Origin of the sequence: Rhizobium leguminosarum bv. viciae USDA 2370 (genome assembly GCF_002008365.1) — a bacterium.
Lineage (GTDB): Bacteria > Pseudomonadota > Alphaproteobacteria > Rhizobiales > Rhizobiaceae > Rhizobium > Rhizobium leguminosarum.
The window spans coordinates 468,803-494,099 of sequence record NZ_MRDL01000015.1 but is presented as its reverse complement, the minus strand read 5'-3'; the positions used below and the strand labels follow the sequence as shown (position 1 = coordinate 494,099).

Below are 25,297 nucleotides of genomic sequence, written 5' to 3'. Positions count from 1 at the left end.
CCATGGCAGAGCGGCACCAGCCACGCATCCTGACAATCCCGGCGGGCCTCCCCTTCCTGAAAATGCTGGCGACGACGCTTTGCGATGGCCGACTGACGACGCTTTTCCGGCACGAGGCCGATGATCCGCTGTCGCTCGCCAAGGTGACGATCTACCTGCCGACCCGGCGCGCCGTGCGTGTGCTGCGCTCGGAATTCGTCGACCTGCTCGGCGGCCGCTCAGCCATCCTGCCGGTCATCCGTCCACTCGGCGAAACCGACGACGATAGCGGCTATTTCGACGAGGTGCTGCCGGCAACGATCGATCTCGCCCAGCCGCTGTCGAATACCGCCCGTCTGCTGGAGCTGGGGCGCCTGATCCTTGCCTGGCGAAACAAGCTGCCGGAGATCGTCCGCCACATTCATTCGGACTCGCCGCTCGTTGCGCCGGCAAGTCCGGCGGATGCGATCTGGCTCGCCCGCAACCTTGCGGAGCTGATCGATTCCATCGAGACCGAGGATCTCGACTGGTCCGAACTGTCGAAACTCGACACCGGCGACTATGCCGCCTGGTGGCAGTTGACGGCGGAATTTCTGCAGATCGCCAGCGCATTCTGGCCGGAGCGGCTGTCTGAACTCGGCAAATCCTCGCCGGCACGGCACAGAAACGCCATTCTCCGGGCCGAAGCAAGCCGGCTTTCGGCGACGAAACCGGGCGGACCGATCATCATCGCCGGTTCGACGGGTTCCGTTCCCGCCACCGCCGATCTCATCGCCGCCGTCGCCCATCTGCCTGAAGGCGTGATCGTGCTTCCGGGTCTCGATCTCTCCATGCCCGAAAGGCACTGGCAGATGGTCGCGCCGGAACTGACGCCCGGCCAACATGCCAATCCGGCAAGCCGGAGCCATCCGCAGTATGGTCTGTCGTCGCTGCTCAAGCGGCTGAAGCTGACGCGGGCCGACGTCACGCTCCTCGATAGGCCGGAGGCCGATCTCGACCGGCGCGCCGAAATCCTGTCGCGGGCACTTGCCCCGGCGGAGGCGACCAGCGACTGGGGAGCATGGAAGAACGACCTGCCGGCACGTGCGCTATCTTCGGCCTTCTCTGATGTCTCGCTGATCGAAGCCGCCAATGAGCGAGAGGAAGCAACCGCAATTGCCATCGCACTCCGGCTGGCGTTGGAAAGACCTGGACAGGATGGCGAAAGCCGGGCAGCACTCATCACTCCGGACCGCAATCTCGCGCGGCGGGTGATGGCCGAGCTTTCCCGCTTCGGCATCCTCGCCGATGATTCGGCGGGCACGCCACTTTCGGCCATGCCGCAGGGCACCTTGCTGCAATTGTTGCTGGAGGCAGCGCTGCGGCCGGGCGATCCAGTGGCGATCATCTCGCTGCTCAAACATCCGCTTGCCCGCTTCGGCCTGGAACGCGACGCCTTGATTTCCGCTACCGAGGCGCTCGAGCTGCTGGCGCTGCGCGGCGGCGTGGCAGAGGTTGATATCAGCACGCTGGAACCGCTGCTCACTCGCCAACTTGCCGAACAGGCCCTGGACAGGCATGCGCCGCAATGGCGAAAAGCGCTTTCGCCTGAGGCCGCCGACGCCGCATACGGCCTCGCCCGGCGGGTCGCACAAGCGACCGAGCCGCTGGCTTCGGCGCTGATCCGGCACCGGCCGGAAGATCGCGGAAGAACAGTGCGCTTCACATTGTCCGAATGGGCGGAGCGCACCGGCCGTTCGCTTGAAGCGGTCGCGGTCGATCCGCAAGGCAATCTCGCCGATCTCTGGTCTGGTGAAGCAGGAGATGCACTCGCTGCCCTGCTCGGTGAAGTGATCGACACGGACGGCCAGATGGAGGCCGACGGGTCGCAATGGATCGACATCATGGCAGCCCTTGCGGCCGGTCATGCGGTGAAGCCGCGGGCGCTCAGCCATCCCAGGCTCTTCATCTTCGGCACGCTGGAAGCCCGCCTGCAGAGCGTCGATACGTTGATCCTCGGCGGCCTGATCGAAGGCACCTGGCCGGGGCAGACCGCCAACAATCCCTTCATTCCGCGAATGATGAAGACGGAGATCGGCCTCGAGCCACCGGAGCGGCGCATCGGCCAGCTGGCGCATGATTTCGAGATGGCAAACGGCACGCGCCATCTGATCTATGCGCGCGCGCTGCGCCAGGGCTCGACGCCGACCGTCGCCTCGCGTTGGCTGCAGCGGCTGCTGGCGCTTGGCGGAGAGGCGTTCGAAGCGGAATTGAAGGGACGCGGCAACCGGTTTCTCCAATGGGCCGGTCTCATCGATCGGGGAGATGGTCAGGCGCCGGCGCTGCGACCTTCGCCGAAACCGCCGCTGGCCCTGCAACCGAAATCCTATTCCTTCAGCGAAGTTGGTCGGCTGCGCCGTGATCCCTATGCCATCTATGCCCGCCGTGTGCTGCGGCTCGACCCCGTCGACCCGTTCAATCGCGATCCAGGCGCGGCCGAACGCGGAACGCTCTACCACAAGATCATTGACCGGTTCATCCGCGAGGCACACATCGCCGGCACGCCGGATGCGGCAGCGGCCATGGAGGCCATCCTTTCCGAGCTTTTCGACATGGAGCAGCTGCCGCCGCATATCGATGCCGTGTGGCGGCCGCGCTTTCGCGCGGTGGCCGGCGTCTTCCTCGAATGGGAGGCCGGACGGCGACATGGCATCCGGAAAACGCTGACGGAAGTGCGGGGCGGCATGGAGCTGGAGTCGATCAATATCCGGCTCACCGGCGTCGCAGACCGGATCGACGTCACCGGACCAAACGCCGCCGATATCATCGACTACAAGACCGGCTACAATCCCTCGCCGGCGCAGGCACGCGTGCTTCTCGATCCGCAGCTTGCGCTCGAAGCGGCGGCCTTGAGCGCCGGCGCCTTCCGCGATGCCGGCAGCCTCGTGCCGCAGGACCTTCTCTATGTGCGTCTGCGTCCGGGAAGCCGCTTCCAGGTCGATACGGTCAACAACGAGAGCTCTGCCCGCAGCGACAAGGCGAAATCGGCGATGGATCTCGCGGCCGAATCGATCGATCAGCTGGTCAAATTCGTGGGGTTGCTGCAATCCAACGAAAGGGGCTTTACCTCCCGGCTGATCCCGGCCCAGCAATTCGATTTCGGCGGCGACTACGATCATCTTGCCCGCGTCTCCGAATGGTCAACGGCCGAAACCGAAGAGGGCGGTGATGAGTGATGTGACCGCCCTTCCCAACGACGACGATCCGGGCGCCTGGATCGGCTGGACGACGATCCAGCAGGCGATTGCCTCTGATCCGCTGCGTTCGGCATGGGTCTCGGCCAATGCCGGTTCCGGCAAGACGCATGTCCTGACACAGCGGGTCATCCGGCTGCTGCTTGCCGGTGCGCGGCCTTCCGCCATTTTATGCCTCACCTATACCAAGGCCGCGGCGTCCGAAATGTCGAACCGCGTCTTCGAACGGCTGGCGGAATGGGTGGTGCTTGACGATGAAGACCTCGGCCGGCGGATAACGCAGATCGAGGGTACGGCTCCCGACGGACTGAAGCTCGCCGAAGCTCGCCGGCTGTTTGCCAAGGCGCTGGAGACACCCGGCGGACTGAAGATCCAGACGATCCATGCCTTTTGCGAGGCGCTGCTGCATCAGTTCCCGCTGGAAGCCAACGTTGCCGGACATTTCTCGGTTCTCGACGATCGCGCGGCGGTGGCGCTGCTTTCCGATGCGCGCCGGGCGCTGCTGACGGCAACAGCGCCGGAGGAAGACAGCGCGCTTGCCGAGGCATTCGCCTATGTACTCAATCTCGGCGACGAATCCGGACTGGAGAACCTGCTCGGCGACATCGTCGCCAACCGCAACGCCATTCGTCGTTTCACGGCGACGGCTGAACAGCAGGGCGGTGTGGAGAAGGTCCTGCGCAAGAGGCTGGGTCTCGCCGCTGGTGACACCGAAAGCCGGATCGCAGCGCAATATTGGCCTTTGCCGGAGCTTTCGGGCGGCACGCTGGAGCTTTATCTCTCGCTTGCCGACCAGAAGGGCGGTGCGAAGGCGCAGGAGGTTGCCTACGGCCTCAGGCTCGCCGGGCGGGAGCGCGATGAGGCAAGGCGCGCTGAGTTTCTCGAGAAAATCTTTCTGACCGTGAAGGGCGAGCCCAAGGCGGACTCGCAATTCTTCGTCAAGGCCATGCTTGCCGAGGCACCGCAGCTGGCGAGCGCCATCGCCATTGCCCGCGCGCATGTCGCAACAAGCCGCGACCGGCTGAAACTGATGCGGATGTACGGCGCCACGCATGCAGCACTCGTGCTCGCCGACAGACTTAATCACGACTATGAAGAGCTGAAGAAGCAACGCAGCCAGCTCGACTTTGAGGACCTGATCACCCGCACCGCCGACCTGCTGACGAAAAGTGGCGTCGGTCCGTGGATCCACTACAAGCTCGATCGGGGCATCGATCATATCCTCGTCGACGAGGCGCAGGATACCAGCCCGATCCAGTGGAGCGTCATCCAGTCGCTCGCCGAAGATTTTTTCTCCGGCGAAAGCGCCCGGCCGATCGTGCGCACGCTCTTTGCCGTCGGCGACGAAAAGCAGTCGATCTATTCCTTCCAGGGGGCGCGGCCTGAGCGTTTTTCCGAGGAGAGCGACCGGACGCGGCGGCGCGTTTCCGACAGCGGGCAGAGCTTTTCCTCGGTGCGCCTGCCGCTTTCCTTCCGCTCGACTGCCGACGTGCTTGAGGCCGTCGACCACATTTTCAAGGCACCCGACAACGCGCGCGGCCTGAGCGCGCTCGGCGAACCGGTCGTGCATCGTTCCAGCCGCATCGGACATCCCGGCGCTGTCGACCTCTGGGAGATGGTCGCGCCGGAAGCCGTGGTGAAGGAGGAAGACTGGACGGCGCCCTTCGACGCGACGCCGGAAAGCGCGCCGGCCGCAATCCTCGCGCGGCGGATCGCCCATTCGGTCGGCACGCTCGTCGGCCGCGAAACGATCGTCGACAAAGGCAAGGAGCGCCTGATCGAGGCCGGCGACATCCTGGTGCTGGTGCGCAAGCGCGACGCCTTCGTCAATGCGTTGACGCGGGCGCTGAAACGCCGCGGCGATATTCCGGTCGCCGGCGCAGACAGGCTGGTGCTGACCAGCCATATCGCCGTGCAGGATCTGCTGGCGCTCGGCCGTTTCCTGCTTCTGCCGGAAGACGACCTGTCGCTCGCCGCCGTGCTCAAGAGTCCGCTTTTCGACCTCTCCGAAGACGACATCTTTGCGATCGCCGCATTGCGCGGCGACAATCAGAGCGTCTGGAGCCATCTCAAAAGCTTCGCCGCCGACGGCACCGAACGTTTCCGTGCTGCCGTCGAGAGGCTGGAGCTGTTTCTCCGGCAATCCAGGAGCCTGTCGGTCCATGATTTCTATGCGCGCGTGCTGGGTAGTTATGGCGGGCGGCGGCAATTCCTTGCCCGTCTCGGCACCGAGGTCAGCGATATTCTCGACGAATTCCTGACCTTCACGCTCGACCACGAGAGCTCCGGTCTTCCCGGTCTGCAATCCTTCATCTCGACGCTGGAGCTCGAAGCACCCGTGATGAAACGCGAGCAGGATAAGGGGCGCAACGAGGTGCGGATCATGACGGTGCATGCCTCCAAGGGTCTTGAAGCACCGATCGTTTTCCTCGTCGACGGCGGTTCAAAGGCCTTCACCCATACCCATCTGCCGAAGCTTCGCCTGATCGAGACCGACCCCGACGAGCCGCCGATGCCCGTCTGGGTTCCTGTCTCCGATCTCGCCAATTCGCTGACCCAGGACGATGCGGCGCGTATCCAGATGCTGGCGGAAGAAGAATATCGCCGGCTGCTCTATGTCGCCATGACGCGCGCGGCCGACCGGCTGGTCGTCTGCGGCTATCGTGGCGTGCGGGTGAACAACGACACCTGGCATATGATGATTTCGACGGCACTGCACGACGACCATCCGCATGTGGAGGCGACCACATTCTCCGGCCCCGATGGTGAATGGCCGGGCATCAAATGGCGCGTGCCGCGGGTAGAACGAAGCTTCGAGCGTACCGATCGCAACGAAGAGCGCGACAGCGAGGAGACCTTGCCGGACGGCCTGTTGCGGCCATTGCCGCCGCAGGCTGAGCTGCCTCGGCCGCTCAGCCCTTCCGGTGCCGGGACGATCGTCGATGAAGACGAGGGCAGTCTGCTCGTCATTTCGCCGCTGTTCGGCGAGAAGGAGCGCAGCGATCGTTCACTGGAGAAGGGCAGGCTGATCCATCGCATGCTGCAGGCGCTTCCCGAAATTCCACTTGGCGAACGGCCTGATGCGGCAAGCCGCTATGCCGAACGAGCGGCGCGATTCTGGCCGGAAGCCGAACGGCGCAAGCTTGTCGATTCGGTTCTGAAACTATTGGACGAGGAGGGTCTGCAGGTCGTCCTCGGTGCGCAGGCCCAGCCAGAGGTCTCGATCATGGGAACATTGACGCTGGAAGACAGGCGCTATGCTGTCTCCGGCCGTATCGATCGGCTTGCCGTCCTTGCCGATCGCGTCGTCATTCTCGACTACAAGACCAATCGGGTGCCGCCGACAACAGAAGAGACCATCCCCTTCGCGCACCGGGCGCAGCTGGCGATCTATCGCGAGATCCTGGCGCCGCTCTATCCTGAGAAGCGTATCGATTGCATGCTTGTCTATACCGAGAACGCCTCGCTCTTCACACTGAGCGAAAAGGCGCTAGGTTTGGCGCTTGCAGCGGTCAAGACAAAGTGAAATACCGGACATTGAAAATTCGGCACCGCACCATCACATGTGGTTCAACACCCAATTCGGTTAAAGGAGCAGCCCATGGCTACCGTGAAAGTCGATATCAATAACTTCCAGTCAGAAGTTCTGGAATCCGCAGAACCCGTCGTCGTCGATTTCTGGGCTGAATGGTGCGGCCCGTGCAAGATGATTGCTCCGAGCCTCGAAGAAATCGCCGTCGAGATGGAAGGCAAGGTCAAGGTGGCCAAGCTGAATATCGATGAGAACCCGGAACTCGCTGCACAGTTCGGTGTGCGCTCCATTCCGACGCTTGCGATCTTCAAGGGCGGCGAAGTTGCCGACATCTCGGTTGGCGCAAAGCCGAAGACGGCCCTTTCGAACTGGATTTCGAACGCTGCCTGATTGATATCGCTCAATTTGCATCACAATGAAAAAAGCCCGGTTCGACCGGGCTTTTTTTCATCTTACCGCCTTCATTTCGGGGGCGTGCCGTTGTCGGCGAGGACATCGCCGACAAGATAGAGAGAGCCGCCGACCAAAATGCGCGGCGGCAAAGCCTCTGGATCGAGAACGGCTTTTATTGCTTCCAGCCCATCGCCGACCGTCAACATCGGTTCGGCAACCAAACCGGCATCATAAGCGGCATTCGACAATATCACCGGGTCGATCATCGCTTCGCTGCCGCGGATCGGCACGCAGAAAACTTTCTCGACCAGGCCGGTAAAGGCCTTGAAATAGCCGACCGGATCCTTGGTGTTGATCATGCCGGTAATCAGGAAAAGCGGCCGAGACTGGCGTTCCTCGAAATTGGCCATGGCTTCGGCGATCACCTCGCCTGCACCGGGATTGTGTCCGCCATCGATCCAGATCTCGGCGCCGGCGGGCGCATGCGACAGCAGCCGGCCCTCGCTCAGACGCTGCAGCCGGCCCGGCCATTCGACCGAACTCATCGCCTTTTCCATCATCGTCTCGGTGACCGTGAAACCCGCCGCCTTGACGGCACGAATGGCGGCGGCGGCATTGGCATATTGATGCCGGCCGGGAAGGCGCGGCAGCGGCAGGTCGGCAAGACCGAATTCGTCCTGGTAGACGAGCCGGCCATATTCCTCATGCGCCATGAAATCCTGCCCGAAGACCGCGCTCGGGCAATGCAGCCGCTCGGCCGTCGACATCAGCACGTCGAGTGCTGCGTCATATTCCTGATGACCGATGACAACGGGAAATCCCGGCTTCATGATACCGGCCTTTTCGGCCGCGATCAGCTCGACCCTGTCGCCGAGATAGGGCTGGTGATCCAGCGAAATCGGCATGATGACCGAGACGGCCGGGTCGGAAATGACATTCGTGGCGTCGAACCGGCCGCCGAGACCGACTTCGATGATCGCGGCATCGGCCGGATGTTCGGAAAACAGGATGAAGGTGACCGCCGTCAGGATTTCGAAGACGGTGATGTGCTGTCCTGCATTGGCATCGGCCACGCGACGCACGGCCTCGGCAAAGACGGCGTCATCCACAAGCTGCCCGCGTCCGCCCTTGACGCCAATGCGATAACGCTCGTGCCAATTGACGAGATGCGGCGAGGTGTGGACATGGGCGCTGTAGCCGCCGGCTTCGAGCAGGGCGCGGCAGAAGGCGGTGACAGACCCCTTGCCATTGGTGCCGGCGACATGGATCACCGGCGGCAGCTTCCTGTGCGGATTGCCGAGCACATCGAGAAGACGAGTGATGCGATCGAGAGACAGATCAAAGCCCTTGGGATGCAATCCCATGAGCTTGTCGATCTCCTGTGCTGCCTCACTCACCGCGGTTTGGCCTCTGGGTATCAATTCGGCACCCCGCCTGCTTGTCGGTTATCAGGCGCTCGCCGCCAGAGCAATCGCGCCGCCATTCATGTCGTTCGCCGCAGAAACCGGCTTCTTCGTCAGGATCTTCAAGAGGCGCGCCAGCGTTTCCGGAATATCGTGACGTTTAACGACCATATCGACCATACCATGCTCCAGCAGATATTCGGAGGTCTGGAAACCTTCGGGCAGTTTTTCACGCAACGTCTGCTCGATCACGCGCTTGCCGGCAAAGCCGATTTCGGCGCCGGGTTCTGCCAGATGAATATCGCCAAGCATGGCATAGGAGGCCGTGACGCCACCGGTCGTCGGATTGGTCAGCACGACGATATAGGGCTGGCCGGATTCCTTGAGCATGTCGACGGCAACTGTCGTGCGCGGCAACTGCATCAGCGACAGGATGCCTTCCTGCATGCGCGCGCCGCCGGAAGCGGGGAACATCACCAGCGGGCACTTTTCAGACGTCGCACGCTCAAAAGCCTTAACGATCGCCTCGCCGGCGGCCATGCCGAGCGAACCACCGATAAAGTTGAATTCATGTACGACGGCCACGAGTTTCAGTCCCTGCACCTTTCCGACACCGGCGAGGATCGTATCCTCCTGTTCGGTCTTCAGGCGGCTGTCGCGCAGGCGATCGCTATATTTCTTCGAATCGCGGAACTTCAGCGGATCCTGCGCGACCTTCGGCTGCGGCAGCGATTCGAACTCGCCATTGTCGAAAAGATCGGCCAGCCGGGCCTTGGCCGGCATCTTCATGTGATAACCGGACGCTGGAATGACCCATTTGTTGCCTTCCAAGTCCTTGTGGAAGACCATCTCGCCCGTTTCCGGGCACTTGATCCAGAGGTTCTCCGGCACTTCGCGACGGCCCAGCATGGAATTGATCCGCGGGCGAACGTAGTTGGTGATCCAGTTCAACTCGAATACTCCTGATTGACTAAAGCGCGTCGCGATCTTTCAGATTTGCCTGCCGCGCTTTTAGGTCTTGGGTTTCCCGCATGTCGTTGCCACAAAACCGCTGCACACCTTTGCGCGACATGCTTTAGCGCCAATGTGGGCAAACTATTCGGCAGCAACAAGGCGCGCCGAACGGGTTCCCGTGGAAAGGCCGCGCACCAGCGTGGCAACGGCCTGCACCGTGTCCGCCGTTGCCTTTCCGTCATTCGTCAAGCTGGTTGCGACCTGATTGACGATCGCGGTGCCGACGACGACGCCGTCGGCCGAACCGCCGATGACCTTTGCATGTTCCGCCGTCTTGACGCCAAAGCCGACGCAGACGGGCAGGCTGGTGTGCTGCTTGATGCGGGCGACAGCGCCCGAAACCAACGACGGATCAGGCAGCGCCGAACCGGTGATGCCGTTCATCGAGACGTAGTAGACGAAGCCGGAGGTGTTCTTCAGTACCTTCGGCAGGCGCTTCTCATCGGTCGTCGGCGTCGCCAGGCGGATGAAATTGATGCCTTTGCGGATGGCCGGAATGCAGAGTTCGTCATCCATCTCGGGCGGCAGGTCGACGACGATCAGGCCGTCGATGCCGGCGGCGAGCGCGTCGTCGAGGAATTTCTCGACGCCATAAATATAGATCGGGTTGTAGTAACCCATCATCACGATCGGCGTCGCATCGTTGGTTTTGCGGAAATCGGCCGCCAGCTGCAACGTCTTCTTCAGCGTCTGGCCGCCTTTCAGGGCGCGCTGGCCAGCCAGCTGGATCGCCGGGCCGTCGGCCATCGGATCGGAAAAAGGCATGCCGAGCTCGATGATGTCGGAGCCCGCCTCCGGCAGCGCCTTCATGATGCCGAGCGAAGTGTCATAATCAGGATCGCCGCCCATGAAATAGGTCACAAGCGCCGGACGGCCCTCGGCCTTCAGCTCGGCAAAGCGTTTGTCCATGCGTGCGGTCATGTCTTACAGTCCCATTCCCAGAATCTTGCCGACGGTAAAGATATCCTTGTCGCCTCGCCCGGAGAGGTTCATCAGGATGATCTCGTCCTTGTCCATCATTGGTGCGCGTTTGATCACCTCGGCAATGGCATGCGAGGGCTCGAGCGCCGGGATGATGCCTTCGAGGCGAGTCAGGGTCTGGAAAGCCTCGAGCGCTTCGTGATCCATGATCGGCACATAGTCGACGCGGCCGGTATCGTTCAGCCAGGAATGTTCGGGGCCGATGCCGGGATAATCGAGACCGGCCGAAATCGAATGGCCTTCCTTGATCTGACCGTCACCATCCTGCAGCAGATAGGTGCGGTTGCCGTGCAGCACGCCTGGCGAACCGGCGGTGATCGAGGCGCAATGTTCGTCGCCCTGCAGACCCTTGCCGCCGGCTTCGACGCCGACGATCTTCACAGAGGGATCATCCAGGAAAGGATGGAAAATACCGATGGCGTTCGAGCCGCCGCCGACCGCAGCGATGACGAGATCCGGCAAGCGGCCTTCGGCTGCCAGCATCTGCTCTTTCGCTTCGATACCGATCACCGACTGGAAATCGCGGACCATCTCAGGATAGGGATGCGGACCGGCTGCCGTTCCGATCAGGTAATAGGTATCCTCGACATTGGTGACCCAGTCGCGAAGCGCCTCGTTCATGGCGTCCTTCAGCGTGCCGCTGCCTGCCGTGACCGGTTTGACCTCCGCACCGAGCAGCTTCATGCGGAAAACGTTCGGCGCCTGACGCTCGACGTCGGTGGCGCCCATATAAACGACGCAGGGAAGGCCGAAACGGGCCGCAACGGTTGCGGAGGCGACGCCGTGCTGGCCGGCACCGGTTTCGGCGATGATGCGGGTCTTGCCCATGCGCTTGGCGAGCAGGATCTGGCCGATGCAGTTGTTGATCTTGTGCGAGCCGGTATGGTTCAGCTCCTCGCGCTTGAAATAGATCTTCGCGCCGCCGAGTTCGGCCGTCAGCCGCTCGGCGAAATAGAGCGGGCTCGGGCGGCCGATATAATGCGCGCCGAGATGCTTCAATTCGGCCTGGAATGCCGGATCGTTCTTTGCCCTGTTCCACTCGTCCTGCAGATCAAGGATCAGCGGCATCAATGTTTCGGCGACGAAACGACCGCCATAAATGCCGAAACGGCCGTCTTCATCGGGGCCGGAACGGAAGGAATTCGGTTTAGGCGTCTCGTTCACTCTCAACTCCCTGAGGCCATCATCGGCGCATTCGCCTTTTCGACCGCGTCAAAAAATTCATCGATCTTCGCGACGCTCTTCACGCCAGGCGCAGTTTCGACTCCCGAGGAGACATCGATACCCGGTGCCTTGGTGATGAAAAGCGCTTCTGCGACATTGTCCTTGTTCAGCCCGCCGGAAAGCATGTAGTCGACGTTGCCGTCAAGCCAGCTGAGAAGGCTCCAATCGAAGGAAATACCGTTGCCGCCGGGCAGTTCCGAACCCTTCGGCGCTTTGGCGTCGAAGAGGAAACGGTCGGCGATGCCGATATAGGCCTCGACGCGCTTCAGGTCGTCTGCCGTGCGGACCGAAAAGGCCTTCATCACGGGCAGACCATAGAGCGCCTTTATGGTCAGCACATGTTCGGGGCTCTCGTTGCCGTGAAGCTGCAGCATATCCGGCTTCAACAACGACACGATCTCGTCGAGTTCGTCATTGGTCGGATCGACGACGACGGCGACGATTTTCGCCTTGCCACGCGCAGGTTCGGCAAGCTTTGCCGCCAGGTCCGGCTCGATATAGCGCGGGCTCTTTTCGAAGAAGATAAAACCGATATGGGTCGCGCCGCGTTTCAGCGCGCGATCGACTGCGTCGGGCGTCTTCAAGCCACAGATCTTGATATCCGGTCTCATGGCAGCGAAGTGACACGAAATGCGGAAAGAGTCGAGCCAATTTGCGACGGACACTGAATTTAGCGCGGCTCTCGGCTAGAGCGCCGCGCGTCCAAACGACGCGCAAGGGACGTTCTATCACTCTAAATCTGCGCATAATCCTTTCCGAAAAATCGATTCCGATTTTCGGGTTATGCGCTAGTCGAAATCGATGGCATGCAACTGGCTTCCATGCCGTTTGAGCCAGGACTTCGCCTCCTCCATACCGGGGCAAAGCTTACGGCAGAGGGCCCAGAAGTGCGGGCCGTGGTTCATTTCCTTGAGATGGGCGACCTCATGGGCGGCGAGATAATCGATCACCGAAGGTGGCGCCATGACGATACGCCAGGAAAAGCTCAGATTTCCTTCCGACGAGCACGAGCCCCACCGGCTGCGGGTATCCTTCATCGAGATCGAGCGGATCGGCGCCCGGATCGTTGCGGCATGCATCGTCGCCAGTCTTGCGAGATCGGCGCGCGCCTCCTTCTTGAGAAAGGCCGCAATGCGCCGTCCGACATGTTCCGGCATGCCGCTGACGCGCAGCACCGCCCTGCCATCTATGGACACCGCCTCGGTCAGCCCGCGCAAGCTGCCGCTATGCTGGATGCGATGGGAAACGCCGCGAACAAGGATCTCGGCGCCGTCACGCAGGCCGGCATCGGTCGAAAACTTCGCAAGCTTGGTGAGGAGCCAACCCTGGTGACGATCGAGGAAGGCATTGACCTCACGCGCCGCAAGGCCTTTCGGCACCGTCATCTTCAAGGCGCGGCCACCCGGTTCGATGCGCAGCGTGATGCGTGTCGCCCGGTCATGCTGCTTGATCGTCAGCGGCATGAGCCGGCCAGCGACGTCGAGCGTCCGCTTTTCGGGCGGAGCCGGCTTTCGCGCCTTCGACCTTGTTTTCAGAAGCGAGAACATGCGTGTTTTCTATACGATTCGCCGGCAAATCTAAATGATCGCCGGACAGGCGGACATGGAAAAACCGGCATCGCGAGATGCCGGTCATCAATTCATCGTTCAGGTGTTTACGGCGTCTGGTATTCAGCGACCGGGCCGTTATCATCGCGCTTGGCGTTCCTGCGGTCGCGCATGAAGCGGTCGAACTCTTCCTGATCCTTGGCGCGACGGAGCTCGCGCAGATAGGAGTCGAATTCCTCGCGCATTTCGTCAAGCTTACGGCGCTCTTCCTCCATCCGGTCGAGTTCGGCCTTGCGCCAGTCGTCAAAGGCGACGTTGCCGGTCGAAAAATGCGGGCGGTGACGACCATGCGGGCGGCGGCAGGAGGCAAAGAAGCCATCGGTCGCCTGGTTGACGTCACGCTTGAAGCCGCGGAGACGGTCGCCGAAGATGATGTAGGCAAGCATGGCAAGACCCAGAGGCCAGAAAACCATGAAGCCGAGAATCATCAGGGCAATGGTAGCCGGAGTCCAATCCGGTCGAAGCAATGCTGACTGGTTCATCGTGCGGGTATCCCTCGCTTTCCGCGCCCGGCAGAATACCGAACGCTGAAATCGATGTGGTTACCGCAATAACCGCCTTCAAGACGATTGCCCGCGAAATCGGACAAGGCCTTGAATCCGTTTTGCTAATTCAGCTATCCCTGATTCAGCCCGCCCGGCCGCCCTTGATGACACGCGGGACCGGAGGCTTAATGGCAGAACGCGAATGCTGGCGGACGAAATCGATGATGCGCGGCGCGATCTCGCGGCGGAAACGCGAACCATTGAAAACACCATAATGGCCGACATCCGGCTGAAGGTAGTGCATGCGCATATCTTCGGGAATGTTCACGCAGATGGTCTGAGCCGCCTTTGTCTGACCGACCCCGGAGATATCGTCATTCTCACCTTCGACGGTCAGAAGCGCCACATTGCGAATTGCCGCCGGATCAACGCGTTTGCCGCGATGCATCAGTTCGCCCTTCGGCAGTGAATGCTTGATGAAGACCTCCTCCACCGTCTGCAGATAGAATTCGGCGGTCAAATCCATAACGGCGAGATATTCGTCGTAGAAATCGCGATGTCTTTCCGGCTCGCCGTCGTTCTTCACGAGATGCATGAAGAATTCCTTGTGCGCGACGAGGTGGCGATCAAGATTCATCGACATGAAGCCCGAGAGCTGCAGGAATCCCGGATAGACCGGGCGCATGAAGCCCGGCTGCGGCCAGGGCACGTTCATGATGACATTGTCGGAGAACCACTGCAGCGATCGCTCCTGGGCGAGCTTGTTGACTGCCGTCGGGTTGATGCGCGTGTCGATCGGGCCGCCCATCAGCGTCATCGACGCCGGCGAAAGCGGATCCCTGGCTTCTTCCATCACCGCAGCGGCTGCGAGCACCGGAACAGAAGGCTGACAGACGGCGATGACATGCGTGTCGTGACCGAGGAAATGCAGCATCTCGATGACATAGTCGACGTAATCGTCGAAATCGAACGTGCCTTCCGTCATCGGCACCATGCGGGCGTCGATCCAGTCGGTGATGTAGATATCCGCACTCGGCAGCAGCGCCTCGACCGTGCCGCGCAGCAGCGTGGCATAGTGGCCGGACATCGGCGCGACGATCAGGATGCGCGGATCATTGCCGCGCGCGGCGGGAACACTGCGCGCGAAATGCAGGAGATTGCAGAAGGGTCGCGACCAGACGACCTCTTCGCGGACGGACACCGTCCGGTCACCAATCGTCGTCTGCTTCAGTCCGAATTCCGGCTTCCCGTAGCGTCGTGTCGTGCGTTCGAACATTTCGAGGCTTGCCGCCATCGTCCGGCCGAACGGCGTATGGGAGAACGGGTTCAGCGGATTGGCATAGGCAAATCGCATGATATCGGCCGCGGCGCGAAACGGCGCCATGGCGGCATGGTTCAATTCATAAAGCTGATAAAACATGGAAGGCGCCACCTTTCTCTATCGAAAAGATGACGCTGATTGAGAGGCATCGAGTCTTTCCGTAATGCGGGCACGTAACGCAGACTAACAGGTTTCTGTTGCACAGCAACATGGACGAACCAAACCCACACAAGAAATGCCGGAGAATTGACCTCCGGCATCATAATCGAGCTGAAAACTTAAGTTTCTCAGCAAGAAGCGTCGTTAACGATCCGCTACGAAGGTCTGCTTCTGCGTGCCGAGACCTTCGATGCTGAGTTCGACCACGTCTCCCGCCTTGAGATAACGCGGCGGCTTGAGGCCCATGCCGACGCCCGGAGGCGTGCCGGTCGAGATCACGTCACCGGCATGCAGCGACATGAACTGGCTAAGATAGGAGACGAGGAACGCAACCCCGTAAACCATCGTCTTCGATGAGCCGTTCTGCATCTTCTGGCCGTTGACCGTCAGCCACATGCCGAGGTTCTGCGGTTCCGGAATTTCATCCTTGGTCACGAGCCAGGGGCCGATCGGGCCAAAGGTGTCGCAGGATTTGCCCTTGGTCCATTGACCGGACCGCTCGGTCTGGAAAGCGCGCTCGGAAACGTCATTGGAGACGCAATAACCGGCGACATAATCCAGCGCTTCGGCTTCTGTCACATATTTGGCGGTTTTGCCGATGACGACGCCGAGCTCGACTTCCCAATCGGTCTTTTCCGAACCGCGGGGAATGATGACATTGTCGTTCGGTCCAACGATTGCGGATGTTGCTTTCATGAAGATGATCGGCTCGGGCGGCACGGTCGCACCGGTTTCGGCAGCGTGATCCGAATAATTCAAGCCGATGCAGATGAACTTGCCAGTGCCCGCGACGCAGGCGCCAATGCGGCCGGGCGCGATTTCCGGAAGGCTCTTCGGATCGATGGCCGCTATCTTTGCAAGGCCTGCCGGTGTGATCGCTTCGCCGCCGATATCAGCGACATGACCGGAGAGATCGCGGATCTTGCCATCGGCATCGAGAAGTGCGGGTTTTTCACCGCCTGCTTCGCCAACACGCATCAGCTTCATGGAATTCCTCCTCATCGAAAACGGATTTGCAACCACCTATGAACGAATTATTCATCGGTGTCATTACGGCTTTGCCGGGAAGCGGTACGGCTTTCCGCGATTTGGGTGATTTTCTGCCGAAAACCGCCCGTATCTTTCGGCATCAAGCTCTAAAAATTTCCGCCAGATCAGGGCCGACGGGAACGATCTTCGTCGGATTGAGGCTTTCGATCGAATAGTAGCCGCGCTTGATGTGATCGAGGTTCACCGTTTCGGCGATGCCCGGCCAATCCAGCATGCGGCGGCAGAAGGCGCGCAGCTTGGCATAGTCGGAAAGCCGGCGCAGATTGCATTTGAAGATGCCGTGATAGGCGACGTCGAAGCGCACCAACGTCACGAAAAGCCGGATATCGCTCTCGGTGGGATGATCGGCGAAGAGAAAAGACCGGTCCTCGAACTGCTGCTCGACCCAGTCGAGGCAGGAAAAGACATCGGCAAAGGCTTCTTCGTAGGCGACCTGCGTGGTGGCGAAACCGGCGCGGTAGACGCCGTTGTTGAGATCGGGATAGATGCGGTCGTTGAACGCATCGATCTCGGTGCGCCTCTCCGCCGGGTAAAGATCGATCGGATTTTTTGCCAGGGCGCCAAAGCCGCCGTTCAGCATGCGCAGGATATCGGCGGATTCATTGTTGACGATGGTGTTTCTCTGCTTGTCCCAGAGAACCGGCACGGTGGCCCGGCCGGTGAAATCCGGCGCCGCCCTGGTATAGATTTCATGCATATAGGTTACGCCGTTGACGTGATCCTCCGTCGCGCCAGGATAATCACCGAAGCGCCAGCCCTGCTTGCCCAGCAGCGGTTCAGCGACCGAGACGGAGATGACATCTTCCAGGCCCTTGAGCTTGCGGCCGATCAGGGTGCGCGAGGCCCAGGGGCAGATATAGGCGACATAGAGATGGTAACGGCCGGCGCTGGCTTCGAAGCCAGCTTCGCCCGTCGGCCCGGCGCTGCCATCCGGAGTTACCCAATTGCGGAAACTCGAGGTCTGACGGAGAAAGCCGCCCTTCTCGTCCTTAGCCTGAACAGGCTGCCAGTCTTCCGTCCACTTTCCGTTCACCAGCATGGGTACTCCCCGATCAATTGACTAAAACGGTTCATTATCCTGCTTCGACGCCGGCGTGAGGCCGCTTTTATGAAGACAGTCTGTACACCCAAACTGCGACGATGCTGCGCTTGCCAAGCCGGTGAAGCAGGAAATATGACTGCGCTAAAGCGTGTCGCAATCTCTCAGCTTCGCTCCTCGCTTGTTAGTTTTTTATTTCGCCGCATGTCGTTATCGCAAAACCGCTGCACACTTTTGCGCGACATGCTTTAGTCAAGATGACGTGGAGTTCGAAATGCATCTCTCGAAGGCCATCGTGCGGACCGAACATGCAAGCCGCTACCTGCAGCAGCTCTGCAAACACTGGAGCCACAAGTTCAGCGTCGATTTTGATCCTCTGAAGGGGCGCGTGCCGTTCAGCGATACGGCCGAGGTGACGTTTGTGGCCGAAGACGTGGCTCTGACCATGACGCTTTCCGTCGCCGATCCCTCGCAACAGGGAAGGATGCAGCACGTCATCGACGATCATCTGAAGCGCTTCGCCTTCCGCGAAGATCTCGACATCGTCTGGACGGACTAAGCCCAGCCCACGATCCAAATTTTCCTGCCCCAAACCCTGGAACAAGCATGACGAAGAGCAATCACCGCGAATCCGAATATCCGGTCGATCCGATGTTTCTCGACCGCTGGTCGCCGCGCGCCTTCACCGGCGAAATCATCGAGGAAACGCAGCTGCTCGGTCTGCTCGACGCCGCCCATTGGGCGCCGTCCTCGGCCAACCACCAGCCCTGGCGCTTCATTTATGGCCTCAAGGGTTCGGAGCATTGGGAGAAATTTGTCGCCTTGCTCAACGATTCCAACCAGGGGGCCCGGAATGCATCGGCGCTGATCTTCGTCGTGTCGCGCGCCTTCACCGGGGCTGCCGGCTCAGCCGAGGAAAAGCCGAGCTACACCCATTCCTTCGATGCCGGCGCGGCATGGGGGCATCTGGCGATCCAGGCGCGCCTCTCCGGCTTTTATGCCCATGGCATGGGCGGCATCAAGCATGATGAGATCAGGCAGGCTTTCGCCATTCCCGAGGGATACCGGGTCGAAGCAGGAGTCGCTGTCGGCCGCCTGGCCGACAAGAGCGTTCTTTCCGAACGCAATCAGGCGCGCGAATTCCCCAGCCAACGCAAGCCGCTCTCCGAGGTCGCCTTCAACGGCCGCTTCGTCGCGAATTGAGCCCTTAGGCAAACGAAAGCCCCGCGTCCAGGGACGGCGGGGCTTTTACTTTCGACATATCAATTAGATATCAAGGTTTGCAACGCTCAGCGCATTGTCCTGGATGAATTCGCGCCGGGGTTCGACTTCGTCACCCATCAGGCGGGCGAAGAGGCCATCGGCGTCCGTGGCATCATTGACCCTGACCTGCAGCAGCGAGCGAACATTCGGATCGAGCGTCGTTTCCCAGAGTTGCTCGGCATTCATCTCGCCAAGGCCCTTGTAGCGCTGCATGGTGAGGCCCTTGCGGCCGCTAGCGAAGATCGCGTCGAGCAAGGCGCGCGGACCAGAGATTTCGACGTCGCCTTCGCGGCGATGCAGCGACGGCGGCGTCTGATAGATTTCCTTGAGTCGTGCCGTCAGCTGGTCGATGTGACGGGCATCCGAGGAACCGATCAGCGCCATGTCGAGCACCACGATTTCCCTGACGCCGCGGACCATGCGCTCCAGGCGCAGCCCGCCATCGGTTGTCACATCGCCCTGCCAGCCGCGCTCGGTTTCCTCGGCGATGATGTCGAGCCGCCCTGCCACTTCGTTTGCCAGCGCCAGCGCTCTAACCGGGTCGCTGGCGAGCTCGGCGTTGAGCGCTCCGGCAATCGCCGCTTGTTCGACGGCGGAACGATTGTAGCGCGAATGGAGATTGTCGAGCAGGGCGCGCATGCGCAGGGCATCGAGGATGACCTCGCGCAGATCCTGGCCGGCGCGAACCTCGCCGCTACCAAGCCTCAGCGAAGCATCTTCCAGGCCCTGGCTGATGAGGTATTCTTCGAGCGCCTTCTCATCCTTCAGATACTGCACCGACTTGCCGCGCGAAACCTTATAGAGCGGCGGCTGGGCGATATAGAGATGACCGCGCTCGATCAGTTGCGGCATCTGCCGGAAGAAGAAGGTGAGCAGCAGGGTGCGAATATGGGCGCCGTCGACATCGGCGTCCGTCATGATGATGATCTTGTGGTAGCGCAGCTTTTCGACATTGAACTCGTCCTTGCCGATGCCGGTGCCGAGCGCGGTGATCAATGTGCCGATTTCCTGGCTCGACAGCATCTTGTCGAAACGGGCGCGTTCGACGTTCAGGATCTTGCCACGCAGCGGCAGGATCGCCTGGTTCTCGCGCGAGCGGCCTTGCTTGGCCGAGCCGCCGGCAGAATCGCCCTCGACGAGGAAGACTTCGGATTTTGTCGGATCACGCTCGGAGCAGTCGGCGAGCTTGCCCGGCAGCGAAGCGATATCGAGTGCGCCCTTGCGGCGGGTCAACTCGCGTGCCTTGCGGGCCGCTTCGCGGGCGGCGGCTGCCTCGACGACCTTGCCGACGAGAATCTTGGCTTCGCTCGGATGTTCTTCGAACCAGGTGTTCAGCGCCTCGTTGACGAGACTTTCGACAACAGGACGGACTTCCGAGGAAACGAGCTTATCCTTGGTCTGCGAGGAGAATTTCGGATCGGGCACCTTGACCGACAGAACTGCCGTCAGGCCTTCGCGGCAGTCTTCGCCCTGCAGCGTCACCTTTTCCCTTTTGGTGATGCCGGAACTGTCGGCATAGGAAACGACCTGGCGCGTCAGCGCTGCGCGGAAGCCGGCCATATGCGTGCCGCCGTCGCGCTGGGGAATATTGTTGGTGAAGCACAGCACGTTCTCATGATAGCTGTCATTCCACCACATCGCGACTTCGACGGTGATGCCGTCCTTTTCGCCGCGGATAGCAACCGGCTTGTCGACGAGCGACTTCTTGGCGCGGTCTAGATAGGCGACGAAAGCCTCGAGGCCGCCGTCATAACGCAGTTCTTCCTGCCTGATATCGGAATGGCGCTTGTCGGTCAGCAGGATGCGGACGCCTGAATTCAGGAAGGCGAGCTCGCGAAGGCGATGCTCCAGCGTGCCATAGTCGAACTCCGTCATGGTGAAGGTGTCGGTGCTCGGCATGAAGCTCACTTCCGTGCCGGTCTCATTCGGCGCGTCGCCCGTAACCTTCAGCGGAGCATCGGCGACGCCATGGGTGAAGCTCATTTCATGGATCTTGTCCTGACGGCGAATCTTCAGCTTCAACCAGACGGACAGCGCGTTGACGACGGAGACGCCGACGCCGTGCAGGCCGCCGGAAACCTTGTAGGAATTCTGGTCGAACTTACCGCCGGCATGAAGCTGCGTCATGATGACCTCGGCAGCCGACACGCCTTCGCCGGTGTGAATGTCCGTCGGGATGCCGCGACCGTTGTCGGTGACGGTCACCGAGCCATCCGGATTGAGGGTGACGGTGACGATGTCGGCATGGCCGGCAAGCGCTTCGTCGATCGCGTTGTCGACGACTTCATAGACCATGTGATGAAGGCCGGAGCCGTCGTCGGTATCGCCGATATACATGCCGGGGCGTTTGCGCACCGCATCGAGGCCCTTCAGAACCTTGATGGAATCTGCGCCATATTCGGTGCTTACGCCGTTTTCCGTCGCGGATGTATCGCTCATTCTGTCGAGATTTTCCCTGTTGTCGTAAAGCTGCGGCGTGCCTTGCGAATCACCGGCTTTCTTCACTCTCGTATATAGGTTTTTTGAACCCACTTCCCAATGGCAAGTCCCTAAAACAAGGCATAAAACAGGGGATTATGACGCTTTTCCGTCGCCTTTGCCGCCATTTTCGAGAAGAGCCGATAGCCGGCCTATCTCTGCACTGTCAAGGTTGCGAATCTGCCGGGCCAGCCGGTTGGCAAATTCGGTATATTCGGGGGGCAGGCCGGAGGTGTCGATCACGACGCGCGGGTCGGACGAGCGGGCGAGCAGGAACAGTTCCTCGGCCTCATCCCAGATGATGTTGAAATAGCCGGCGATGCGCTGCAGCAGATCGAAGGTCGGCAAACCACGCTTTCCATGTTCGAGCGCCGAGAGATAGGCGGGAGAGACATTCAGGGCTTCCGCCATCTCCTTCTGCGAGACGCCCTTGCGCGCCCGTAGCCTGCGAACCGCCTCTCCGAAGGGTGTCATGGCCTCTCCCCATGCCGGCGCGACAGGCGAATGTAGAGCGCGCCCTCACCGCCATGGTGCTGTGCGGCCGGCTCATAGGAGGAGATCAGGTAGCGAAATTCGGGCTTCGAGAACCAAAGCGGCACGGCCCGCTTCAGCGCGCCCTCGCTGCCCATCGAGCTGCCCTTGCCCGTGATCACGAGCACGTGGCGCATGCCGCGCTCGTGGGCGCGGATCAGGAAATCGAGAAGGATGGCATGAGCCTGGCTCTGCACCAGCCCGTGCAGGTCGATCCGCGCTTCGAGCGCCAGCCGGCCCTTGGCGATCTTACGCTTGACCGGCTTTTCCAGCGGATGATGCACCCCGGCCGATGGCTTCGCCGTTGACGGGGCTGTCGGCTGCGGCGGCATGAGTGTGACGGGCGTCTGCTTTTCCTGTTCCCGTTCAGCCGCAGCTTCGGCTTCGGCAAGAAAAGCATCAAGTTCGGTCAACGCCCCCGCCTTGCCGGGCATCGGCCGCGTGCTGCGGGCAACCTTGCCCCAGAGGATCCTCTCATCCGCGCTCAGCTTGCGATCCCTGGCCATCAGTCGAATCTTCCGGCGGCGGCATTGGGAATGAGGATGGCGAAATCGGCGTCATTGCGAACGGTGCCGGCACTTTCTCCGGCCGTATCCCCCGAGCCGGTGAAGATATCACCCCGCGCCGGCCCGACGATCGCCGAGCCGGTATCGAGCGCCAGCATCAGCCGGCTGAACGGCCGGCCCGGGTCGAGATGGGTGAGGCTTTTGGCGTGAATGAAAAACGGAAAGCCGAAGGTATGGATCATCCGGTCGACCGCAAGCGAGCGCCCGGCGAGAAGCGGCACCTTGGCGGCCGCGATCGGACCTGCCTGCGGATCGGCAACCGGCGCTTCACGAAAAAAAATATAAGAGCGGTTATGCCATAACACCTCGTCGACGCGCTCGGGATTGCGCGCCAGCCAGGCACGGATCGCCTGCATCGAAATCTCCGCCCGGTCGATCTCCCCGCGATCGATCAGCAGCTTACCGATCGCGGAGAAAACATGGCCGGCCTTCGCCGCATAGGTGATGCGGCCGATACGACCATCCTTATAACGCAGGCGGGCAGCACCCTGCACATGAACGAAGAAGACATCGACCTTCGACTTCGCCCAGGCAATTTCGAGGCCGCGGCCTTCGAGAAAACCCTGATCGATGGCGCGGCGGTCCGGATAGGCCGCGACGCGGCCGTCATGCAGACGGCCGAAAGCATAGGCCTTGTCGAGCTCGATGGGACGATTGGCGTCGTCGAGATCGATCAGATCGTCCGGGCGCCTGTAGAAAGGAAAACGGAAAATTTCGTCCGGCCGCTCCGACACGTCGATATCAGGTTCGTAGAAGGCGGTGACGAAGCCGGAATTGCCATCCTTGCGGCTAATCAGAAAGGGCCGACAGTGCGTCTCGAAAAAGGCGCGCGCCGATGCCGGAGATGACGGCGTGAAATCTTCGGCGGCGGCGAGAAGCGGAAGCAGGTCTTCCGAGCTCAGGCCAAGCGATCCGGTGCGGTACGGTTTGACATCGGTGATCCGCCGGCAGCTTCGCATGACTTCAAAAAGGCCGGAGGGATCATCATCCTTCCAGCCTTCCAAAGTGTCGAAGTTTATGGCCTGCAGGACGAAGTCCGATGCGTGGTCACTCATGTTCCGATTCGGTCGCCACGAGTTTCCAGTTCGGATCGCGCGAACGTGTGTCGCGGGCAAAGGTCCAGAGGTCGTTGACCTCGGCGACGTTTTCGGCGTCGCCTTCGATCAGCACATCCGCCTTGTCGTAGGTGGCCGATATCAGTTGGCTGACGATGCGCACGGTGATCTGCGCTTCGCTTCCCTTCGTCTCCGCATGGGTGATTTCGGCCTTGTCGATGCCGACGAAAGTGGACTTCACCTTCTCGCCCCGGGCTTCGCGCTCGCCGATCGCCGCATCGAACCCGTCATAGACTTCGCGAGACAGCAAGTTCTTCAGCGTTTTCCGGTCGCCATCGGCATAGGCCATGACGATCATCTCGTAAGCCATGCGGGCGCCGTTCAGAAACTCCTTCGGGCTGAAGGCGGGATCGGCCTTGTTCAGCGCGCGCAGCGATTCGTTGAGCGGCGTTCCGGGTGCCGCGAAAGCATCGATGGCGGCGAAGCGATCCTCGTCCTCCGTCGTCGCATCGCGCCGCGGCAGAGTCACGACCTTGCCGGCATCGGCGGCTTCAGCCGGAGCCGCATCCCGCGGCGTATAGAGATCGCGCGGCGGCTTCTCATTTCCTGTGCGGCGCCCGAGCACGGAGCGGAGCTGAAAGAAAATCAGCACAGCCGCCACCAGGAAAAATAATGTGATGAAGTCGTTCGAACTCATATCGTATCGCAGCCGCCGTTAACATCTCTGATTTGTACTCCCATATAGTCTGCCTATACAGATGATTCAAATGATGGCTGGCATCTTCGCCAGCGCCAAGAGGAGACCGGCGAGCCCGGGACATGACCGACATGCGTTTTTCGATCCTGCCAGCCTTCATTCTGCTGCTGCCGCTCGCCGAAATTGCCGGTTTCGTCGTCGTCGGTCGGGCTATCGGATTGTGGCTGACGCTCGCGCTCGTCATGCTGGGTTTCGTTATCGGCGTGGTCCTGCTGCGCCGGCAGGGCATTGGTATTTTGCGCCGCATGTCGAGTGAAGGACGAAACGGGGTGATGCCGGGCCGCGACCTGCTGCGGCCGGCCATGAATGTCATCGCCTCGCTGCTCCTGATCATTCCCGGCTTCCTCACGGATATCATTGCGATCCTTATTCTCATTCCGCCGGTGCGCGATCTCGTCTGGCGGGCGATCGCCAAACGCTTCGTCGTCGTCAATGCCAAGGGCGGTTTTTCCTCCGCTCCGCAACCCGATTTCCGCGACCGCAAGCCGAATTCGAAGGTGGTCGATCTCGACGAAGAGGACTATCATAGAGAGCCGGATCGCAACTCGCCGTGGTCCGGCAAACATCTCGGCGATTGAGGCACTGCGGCTGATCAACCGCGCCAAGCGCCCAGGGTTGTAAGCCCTTCCCTGAAATGTTAGATGGCGGCACCATTCCCATGCCCCTCGAGGAAAAGCCAATGGCAGACGATAACAACAGCAACGGTGCGACCAACCCCACCCTTTCGATCCTTGCGCAATATACCAAGGATCTTTCCTTCGAAAATCCGGGTGCGCCGCGTTCGCTGCAGGCCCGCGACAAGGCACCGACGATCAACATCAATGTGAACGTCAACGCCAACCCGCTTTCCGATACGGATTTCGATGTCGTGCTGTCGCTGAATGCCGAGGCCAAGGACGGCGACAAGACGGTTTTCCATACCGAACTCACCTATGGCGGCGTCTTCCGCGTTGCCGGTTTCCCGCAAGAACACATGCTGCCGGTTCTCTTCATCGAGTGCCCGCGCATGCTCTTCCCCTTCGCCCGTCAGATCATCGCCGACGTCACCCGCAACGGTGGTTTCCCGCCGCTGATGATCGACCCGATCGACTTCACGCAAATGTTCGCTCAGCGCGTTGCCGAAGAACAGGCCCGCGCCAAGGTTCAGGCCGTTCCGAACTGATCGGATCTTTCTTGTCTGAAATGCGGATGCCCGGGCTGGTCCCGGGCATTTTCAATTGAGGACCG

Annotated in this window: 22 protein-coding genes; 7 read left to right on the top strand and 15 right to left on the bottom strand. The window is 61.0% G+C overall.

Annotation, left to right across the window (positions count from 1 at the left end):
• Positions 1-2: 2 nt before the first annotated feature.
• The 3 genes from addB to trxA all read left to right on the top strand — a co-directional run bounded on the left by addB (position 3) and on the right by trxA (position 7,134).
• Positions 3-3,194 (top strand): double-strand break repair protein AddB, encoded by a 3,192-nt coding sequence (gene addB, locus BS629_RS08450; RefSeq protein WP_018244180.1) that lies wholly within the window; start codon positions 3-5, stop codon positions 3,192-3,194.
• On the top strand, positions 3,187-6,738 hold the full coding sequence (addA, locus tag BS629_RS08445) for a double-strand break repair helicase AddA (RefSeq protein WP_018244179.1): 3,552 nt from the start codon (positions 3,187-3,189) through the stop codon (positions 6,736-6,738). Before addB ends, addA begins: the two co-directional genes overlap by 8 nt.
• Positions 6,739-6,813: 75 nt before the next feature.
• On the top strand, positions 6,814-7,134 hold the full coding sequence (trxA, locus tag BS629_RS08440; protein ID WP_008528748.1) for a thioredoxin: 321 nt from the start codon (positions 6,814-6,816) through the stop codon (positions 7,132-7,134).
• A 71-nt stretch (positions 7,135-7,205) separates the two neighbouring features.
• Here trxA and BS629_RS08435 read toward each other — a convergent pair whose 3' ends face one another.
• The 10 genes from BS629_RS08435 to BS629_RS08390 form a co-directional block, all read right to left on the bottom strand.
• Positions 7,206-8,558 (bottom strand): bifunctional folylpolyglutamate synthase/dihydrofolate synthase, encoded by a 1,353-nt coding sequence (locus BS629_RS08435; protein ID WP_018244178.1) that lies wholly within the window; start codon positions 8,556-8,558, stop codon positions 7,206-7,208.
• Positions 8,559-8,585: 27 nt separating this feature from the next.
• Positions 8,586-9,491: an acetyl-CoA carboxylase, carboxyltransferase subunit beta gene (gene accD / locus BS629_RS08430; RefSeq protein ID WP_018068910.1), complete on the bottom strand. Its 906-nt coding sequence runs from the start codon at positions 9,489-9,491 to the stop codon at positions 8,586-8,588.
• Between the two features lie 144 nt (positions 9,492-9,635).
• A complete protein-coding gene (gene trpA, locus BS629_RS08425) occupies positions 9,636-10,475 on the bottom strand; it encodes a tryptophan synthase subunit alpha (RefSeq protein WP_018244177.1) in 840 nt (279 codons plus the stop codon).
• Between the two features lie 3 nt (positions 10,476-10,478).
• Entirely contained in the window at positions 10,479-11,699 is a 1,221-nt protein-coding gene (trpB, locus tag BS629_RS08420) for a tryptophan synthase subunit beta (RefSeq protein ID WP_018244176.1), read from the bottom strand.
• Between the two features lie 2 nt (positions 11,700-11,701).
• On the bottom strand, positions 11,702-12,370 hold the full coding sequence (locus BS629_RS08415; protein WP_026188565.1) for a phosphoribosylanthranilate isomerase: 669 nt from the start codon (positions 12,368-12,370) through the stop codon (positions 11,702-11,704).
• Between the two features lie 177 nt (positions 12,371-12,547).
• Positions 12,548-13,306 carry a M48 family metallopeptidase gene (locus BS629_RS08410; protein ID WP_018244174.1) on the bottom strand — a complete coding sequence of 253 codons (759 nt, stop codon included), beginning with the start codon at positions 13,304-13,306 and terminating at the stop codon, positions 12,548-12,550.
• Positions 13,307-13,413: 107 nt separating this feature from the next.
• On the bottom strand, positions 13,414-13,848 hold the full coding sequence (locus BS629_RS08405) for a DUF2852 domain-containing protein (protein ID WP_017962639.1): 435 nt from the start codon (positions 13,846-13,848) through the stop codon (positions 13,414-13,416).
• A gap of 145 nt (positions 13,849-13,993) precedes the next feature.
• Entirely contained in the window at positions 13,994-15,271 is a 1,278-nt protein-coding gene (locus BS629_RS08400; protein WP_018244173.1) for a polyhydroxyalkanoate depolymerase, read from the bottom strand.
• Between the two features lie 204 nt (positions 15,272-15,475).
• Positions 15,476-16,318, bottom strand: a complete 843-nt coding sequence (locus BS629_RS08395) for a fumarylacetoacetate hydrolase family protein (protein WP_018244172.1) — start codon at positions 16,316-16,318, stop codon at positions 15,476-15,478.
• 142 nt (positions 16,319-16,460) lie between these two features.
• Positions 16,461-17,420 (bottom strand): glutathione S-transferase family protein, encoded by a 960-nt coding sequence (locus BS629_RS08390; protein WP_018244171.1) that lies wholly within the window; start codon positions 17,418-17,420, stop codon positions 16,461-16,463.
• A 274-nt stretch (positions 17,421-17,694) separates the two neighbouring features.
• Here BS629_RS08390 and BS629_RS08385 point away from each other — a divergent pair, with 274 nt between their 5' ends.
• On the top strand, positions 17,695-17,979 hold the full coding sequence (locus tag BS629_RS08385; protein ID WP_018244170.1) for a DUF2218 domain-containing protein: 285 nt from the start codon (positions 17,695-17,697) through the stop codon (positions 17,977-17,979).
• Positions 17,980-18,026: 47 nt separating this feature from the next.
• Complete coding sequence (locus BS629_RS08380) at positions 18,027-18,623, top strand: nitroreductase family protein (RefSeq protein ID WP_077988102.1); 597 nt, start codon at positions 18,027-18,029, stop codon at positions 18,621-18,623.
• Between the two features lie 63 nt (positions 18,624-18,686).
• On the opposite strand, the gene gyrB is transcribed toward BS629_RS08380, so the two are convergent.
• The 5 genes from gyrB to BS629_RS08355 all read right to left on the bottom strand — a co-directional run bounded on the left by gyrB (position 18,687) and on the right by BS629_RS08355 (position 24,010).
• Positions 18,687-21,122, bottom strand: a complete 2,436-nt coding sequence (gyrB, locus tag BS629_RS08375) for a DNA topoisomerase (ATP-hydrolyzing) subunit B (RefSeq protein WP_026188564.1) — start codon at positions 21,120-21,122, stop codon at positions 18,687-18,689.
• Between the two features lie 135 nt (positions 21,123-21,257).
• Entirely contained in the window at positions 21,258-21,635 is a 378-nt protein-coding gene (locus BS629_RS08370; RefSeq protein WP_018244167.1) for a helix-turn-helix domain-containing protein, read from the bottom strand.
• Complete coding sequence (locus BS629_RS08365; protein WP_018244166.1) at positions 21,632-22,198, bottom strand: Smr/MutS family protein; 567 nt, start codon at positions 22,196-22,198, stop codon at positions 21,632-21,634. The genes BS629_RS08370 and BS629_RS08365 overlap by 4 nt, the downstream gene beginning before the upstream one ends.
• On the bottom strand, positions 22,198-23,313 hold the full coding sequence (mltA, locus tag BS629_RS08360) for a murein transglycosylase A (protein ID WP_018244165.1): 1,116 nt from the start codon (positions 23,311-23,313) through the stop codon (positions 22,198-22,200). The genes BS629_RS08365 and mltA overlap by 1 nt, the downstream gene beginning before the upstream one ends.
• Entirely contained in the window at positions 23,306-24,010 is a 705-nt protein-coding gene (locus BS629_RS08355) for a Tim44/TimA family putative adaptor protein (RefSeq protein WP_018068923.1), read from the bottom strand. The genes mltA and BS629_RS08355 overlap by 8 nt, the downstream gene beginning before the upstream one ends.
• Positions 24,011-24,141: 131 nt before the next feature.
• On the opposite strand from BS629_RS08355, the gene BS629_RS08350 reads away from it, so the two are divergent.
• Positions 24,142-24,648, top strand: a complete 507-nt coding sequence (locus BS629_RS08350) for an FxsA family protein (RefSeq protein WP_032980783.1) — start codon at positions 24,142-24,144, stop codon at positions 24,646-24,648.
• 101 nt (positions 24,649-24,749) lie between these two features.
• Complete coding sequence (gene secB, locus BS629_RS08345; protein ID WP_017995590.1) at positions 24,750-25,232, top strand: protein-export chaperone SecB; 483 nt, start codon at positions 24,750-24,752, stop codon at positions 25,230-25,232.
• Positions 25,233-25,297 lie beyond the last annotated feature (65 nt).

Bases quoted from the DNA above. Each gene is read 5' to 3' on its own strand.
- addB (WP_018244180.1), top strand. From the start codon at position 3: ATGGCAGAGCGGCACCAGCCACGCATCCTGACAATCCCGGCGGGCCTC.
- addA (WP_018244179.1), top strand. From the start codon at position 3,187: ATGAGTGATGTGACCGCCCTTCCCAACGACGACGATCCGGGCGCCTGG.
- trxA (WP_008528748.1), top strand. From the start codon at position 6,814: ATGGCTACCGTGAAAGTCGATATCAATAACTTCCAGTCAGAAGTTCTG.
- trpA (WP_018244177.1), bottom strand. From the start codon at position 10,475: ATGACCGCACGCATGGACAAACGCTTTGCCGAGCTGAAGGCCGAGGGC.
- BS629_RS08415 (WP_026188565.1), bottom strand. From the start codon at position 12,370: ATGAGACCGGATATCAAGATCTGTGGCTTGAAGACGCCCGACGCAGTC.
- BS629_RS08410 (WP_018244174.1), bottom strand. From the start codon at position 13,306: ATGTTCTCGCTTCTGAAAACAAGGTCGAAGGCGCGAAAGCCGGCTCCG.
- BS629_RS08405 (WP_017962639.1), bottom strand. From the start codon at position 13,848: ATGAACCAGTCAGCATTGCTTCGACCGGATTGGACTCCGGCTACCATT.
- BS629_RS08400 (WP_018244173.1), bottom strand. From the start codon at position 15,271: ATGTTTTATCAGCTTTATGAATTGAACCATGCCGCCATGGCGCCGTTT.
- BS629_RS08395 (WP_018244172.1), bottom strand. From the start codon at position 16,318: ATGAAGCTGATGCGTGTTGGCGAAGCAGGCGGTGAAAAACCCGCACTT.
- BS629_RS08390 (WP_018244171.1), bottom strand. From the start codon at position 17,420: ATGCTGGTGAACGGAAAGTGGACGGAAGACTGGCAGCCTGTTCAGGCT.
- BS629_RS08385 (WP_018244170.1), top strand. From the start codon at position 17,695: ATGCATCTCTCGAAGGCCATCGTGCGGACCGAACATGCAAGCCGCTAC.
- BS629_RS08380 (WP_077988102.1), top strand. From the start codon at position 18,027: ATGACGAAGAGCAATCACCGCGAATCCGAATATCCGGTCGATCCGATG.
- gyrB (WP_026188564.1), bottom strand. From the start codon at position 21,122: ATGAGCGATACATCCGCGACGGAAAACGGCGTAAGCACCGAATATGGC.
- BS629_RS08370 (WP_018244167.1), bottom strand. From the start codon at position 21,635: ATGACACCCTTCGGAGAGGCGGTTCGCAGGCTACGGGCGCGCAAGGGC.
- BS629_RS08365 (WP_018244166.1), bottom strand. From the start codon at position 22,198: ATGGCCAGGGATCGCAAGCTGAGCGCGGATGAGAGGATCCTCTGGGGC.
- mltA (WP_018244165.1), bottom strand. From the start codon at position 23,313: ATGAGTGACCACGCATCGGACTTCGTCCTGCAGGCCATAAACTTCGAC.
- BS629_RS08355 (WP_018068923.1), bottom strand. From the start codon at position 24,010: ATGAGTTCGAACGACTTCATCACATTATTTTTCCTGGTGGCGGCTGTG.
- BS629_RS08350 (WP_032980783.1), top strand. From the start codon at position 24,142: ATGCGTTTTTCGATCCTGCCAGCCTTCATTCTGCTGCTGCCGCTCGCC.
- secB (WP_017995590.1), top strand. From the start codon at position 24,750: ATGGCAGACGATAACAACAGCAACGGTGCGACCAACCCCACCCTTTCG.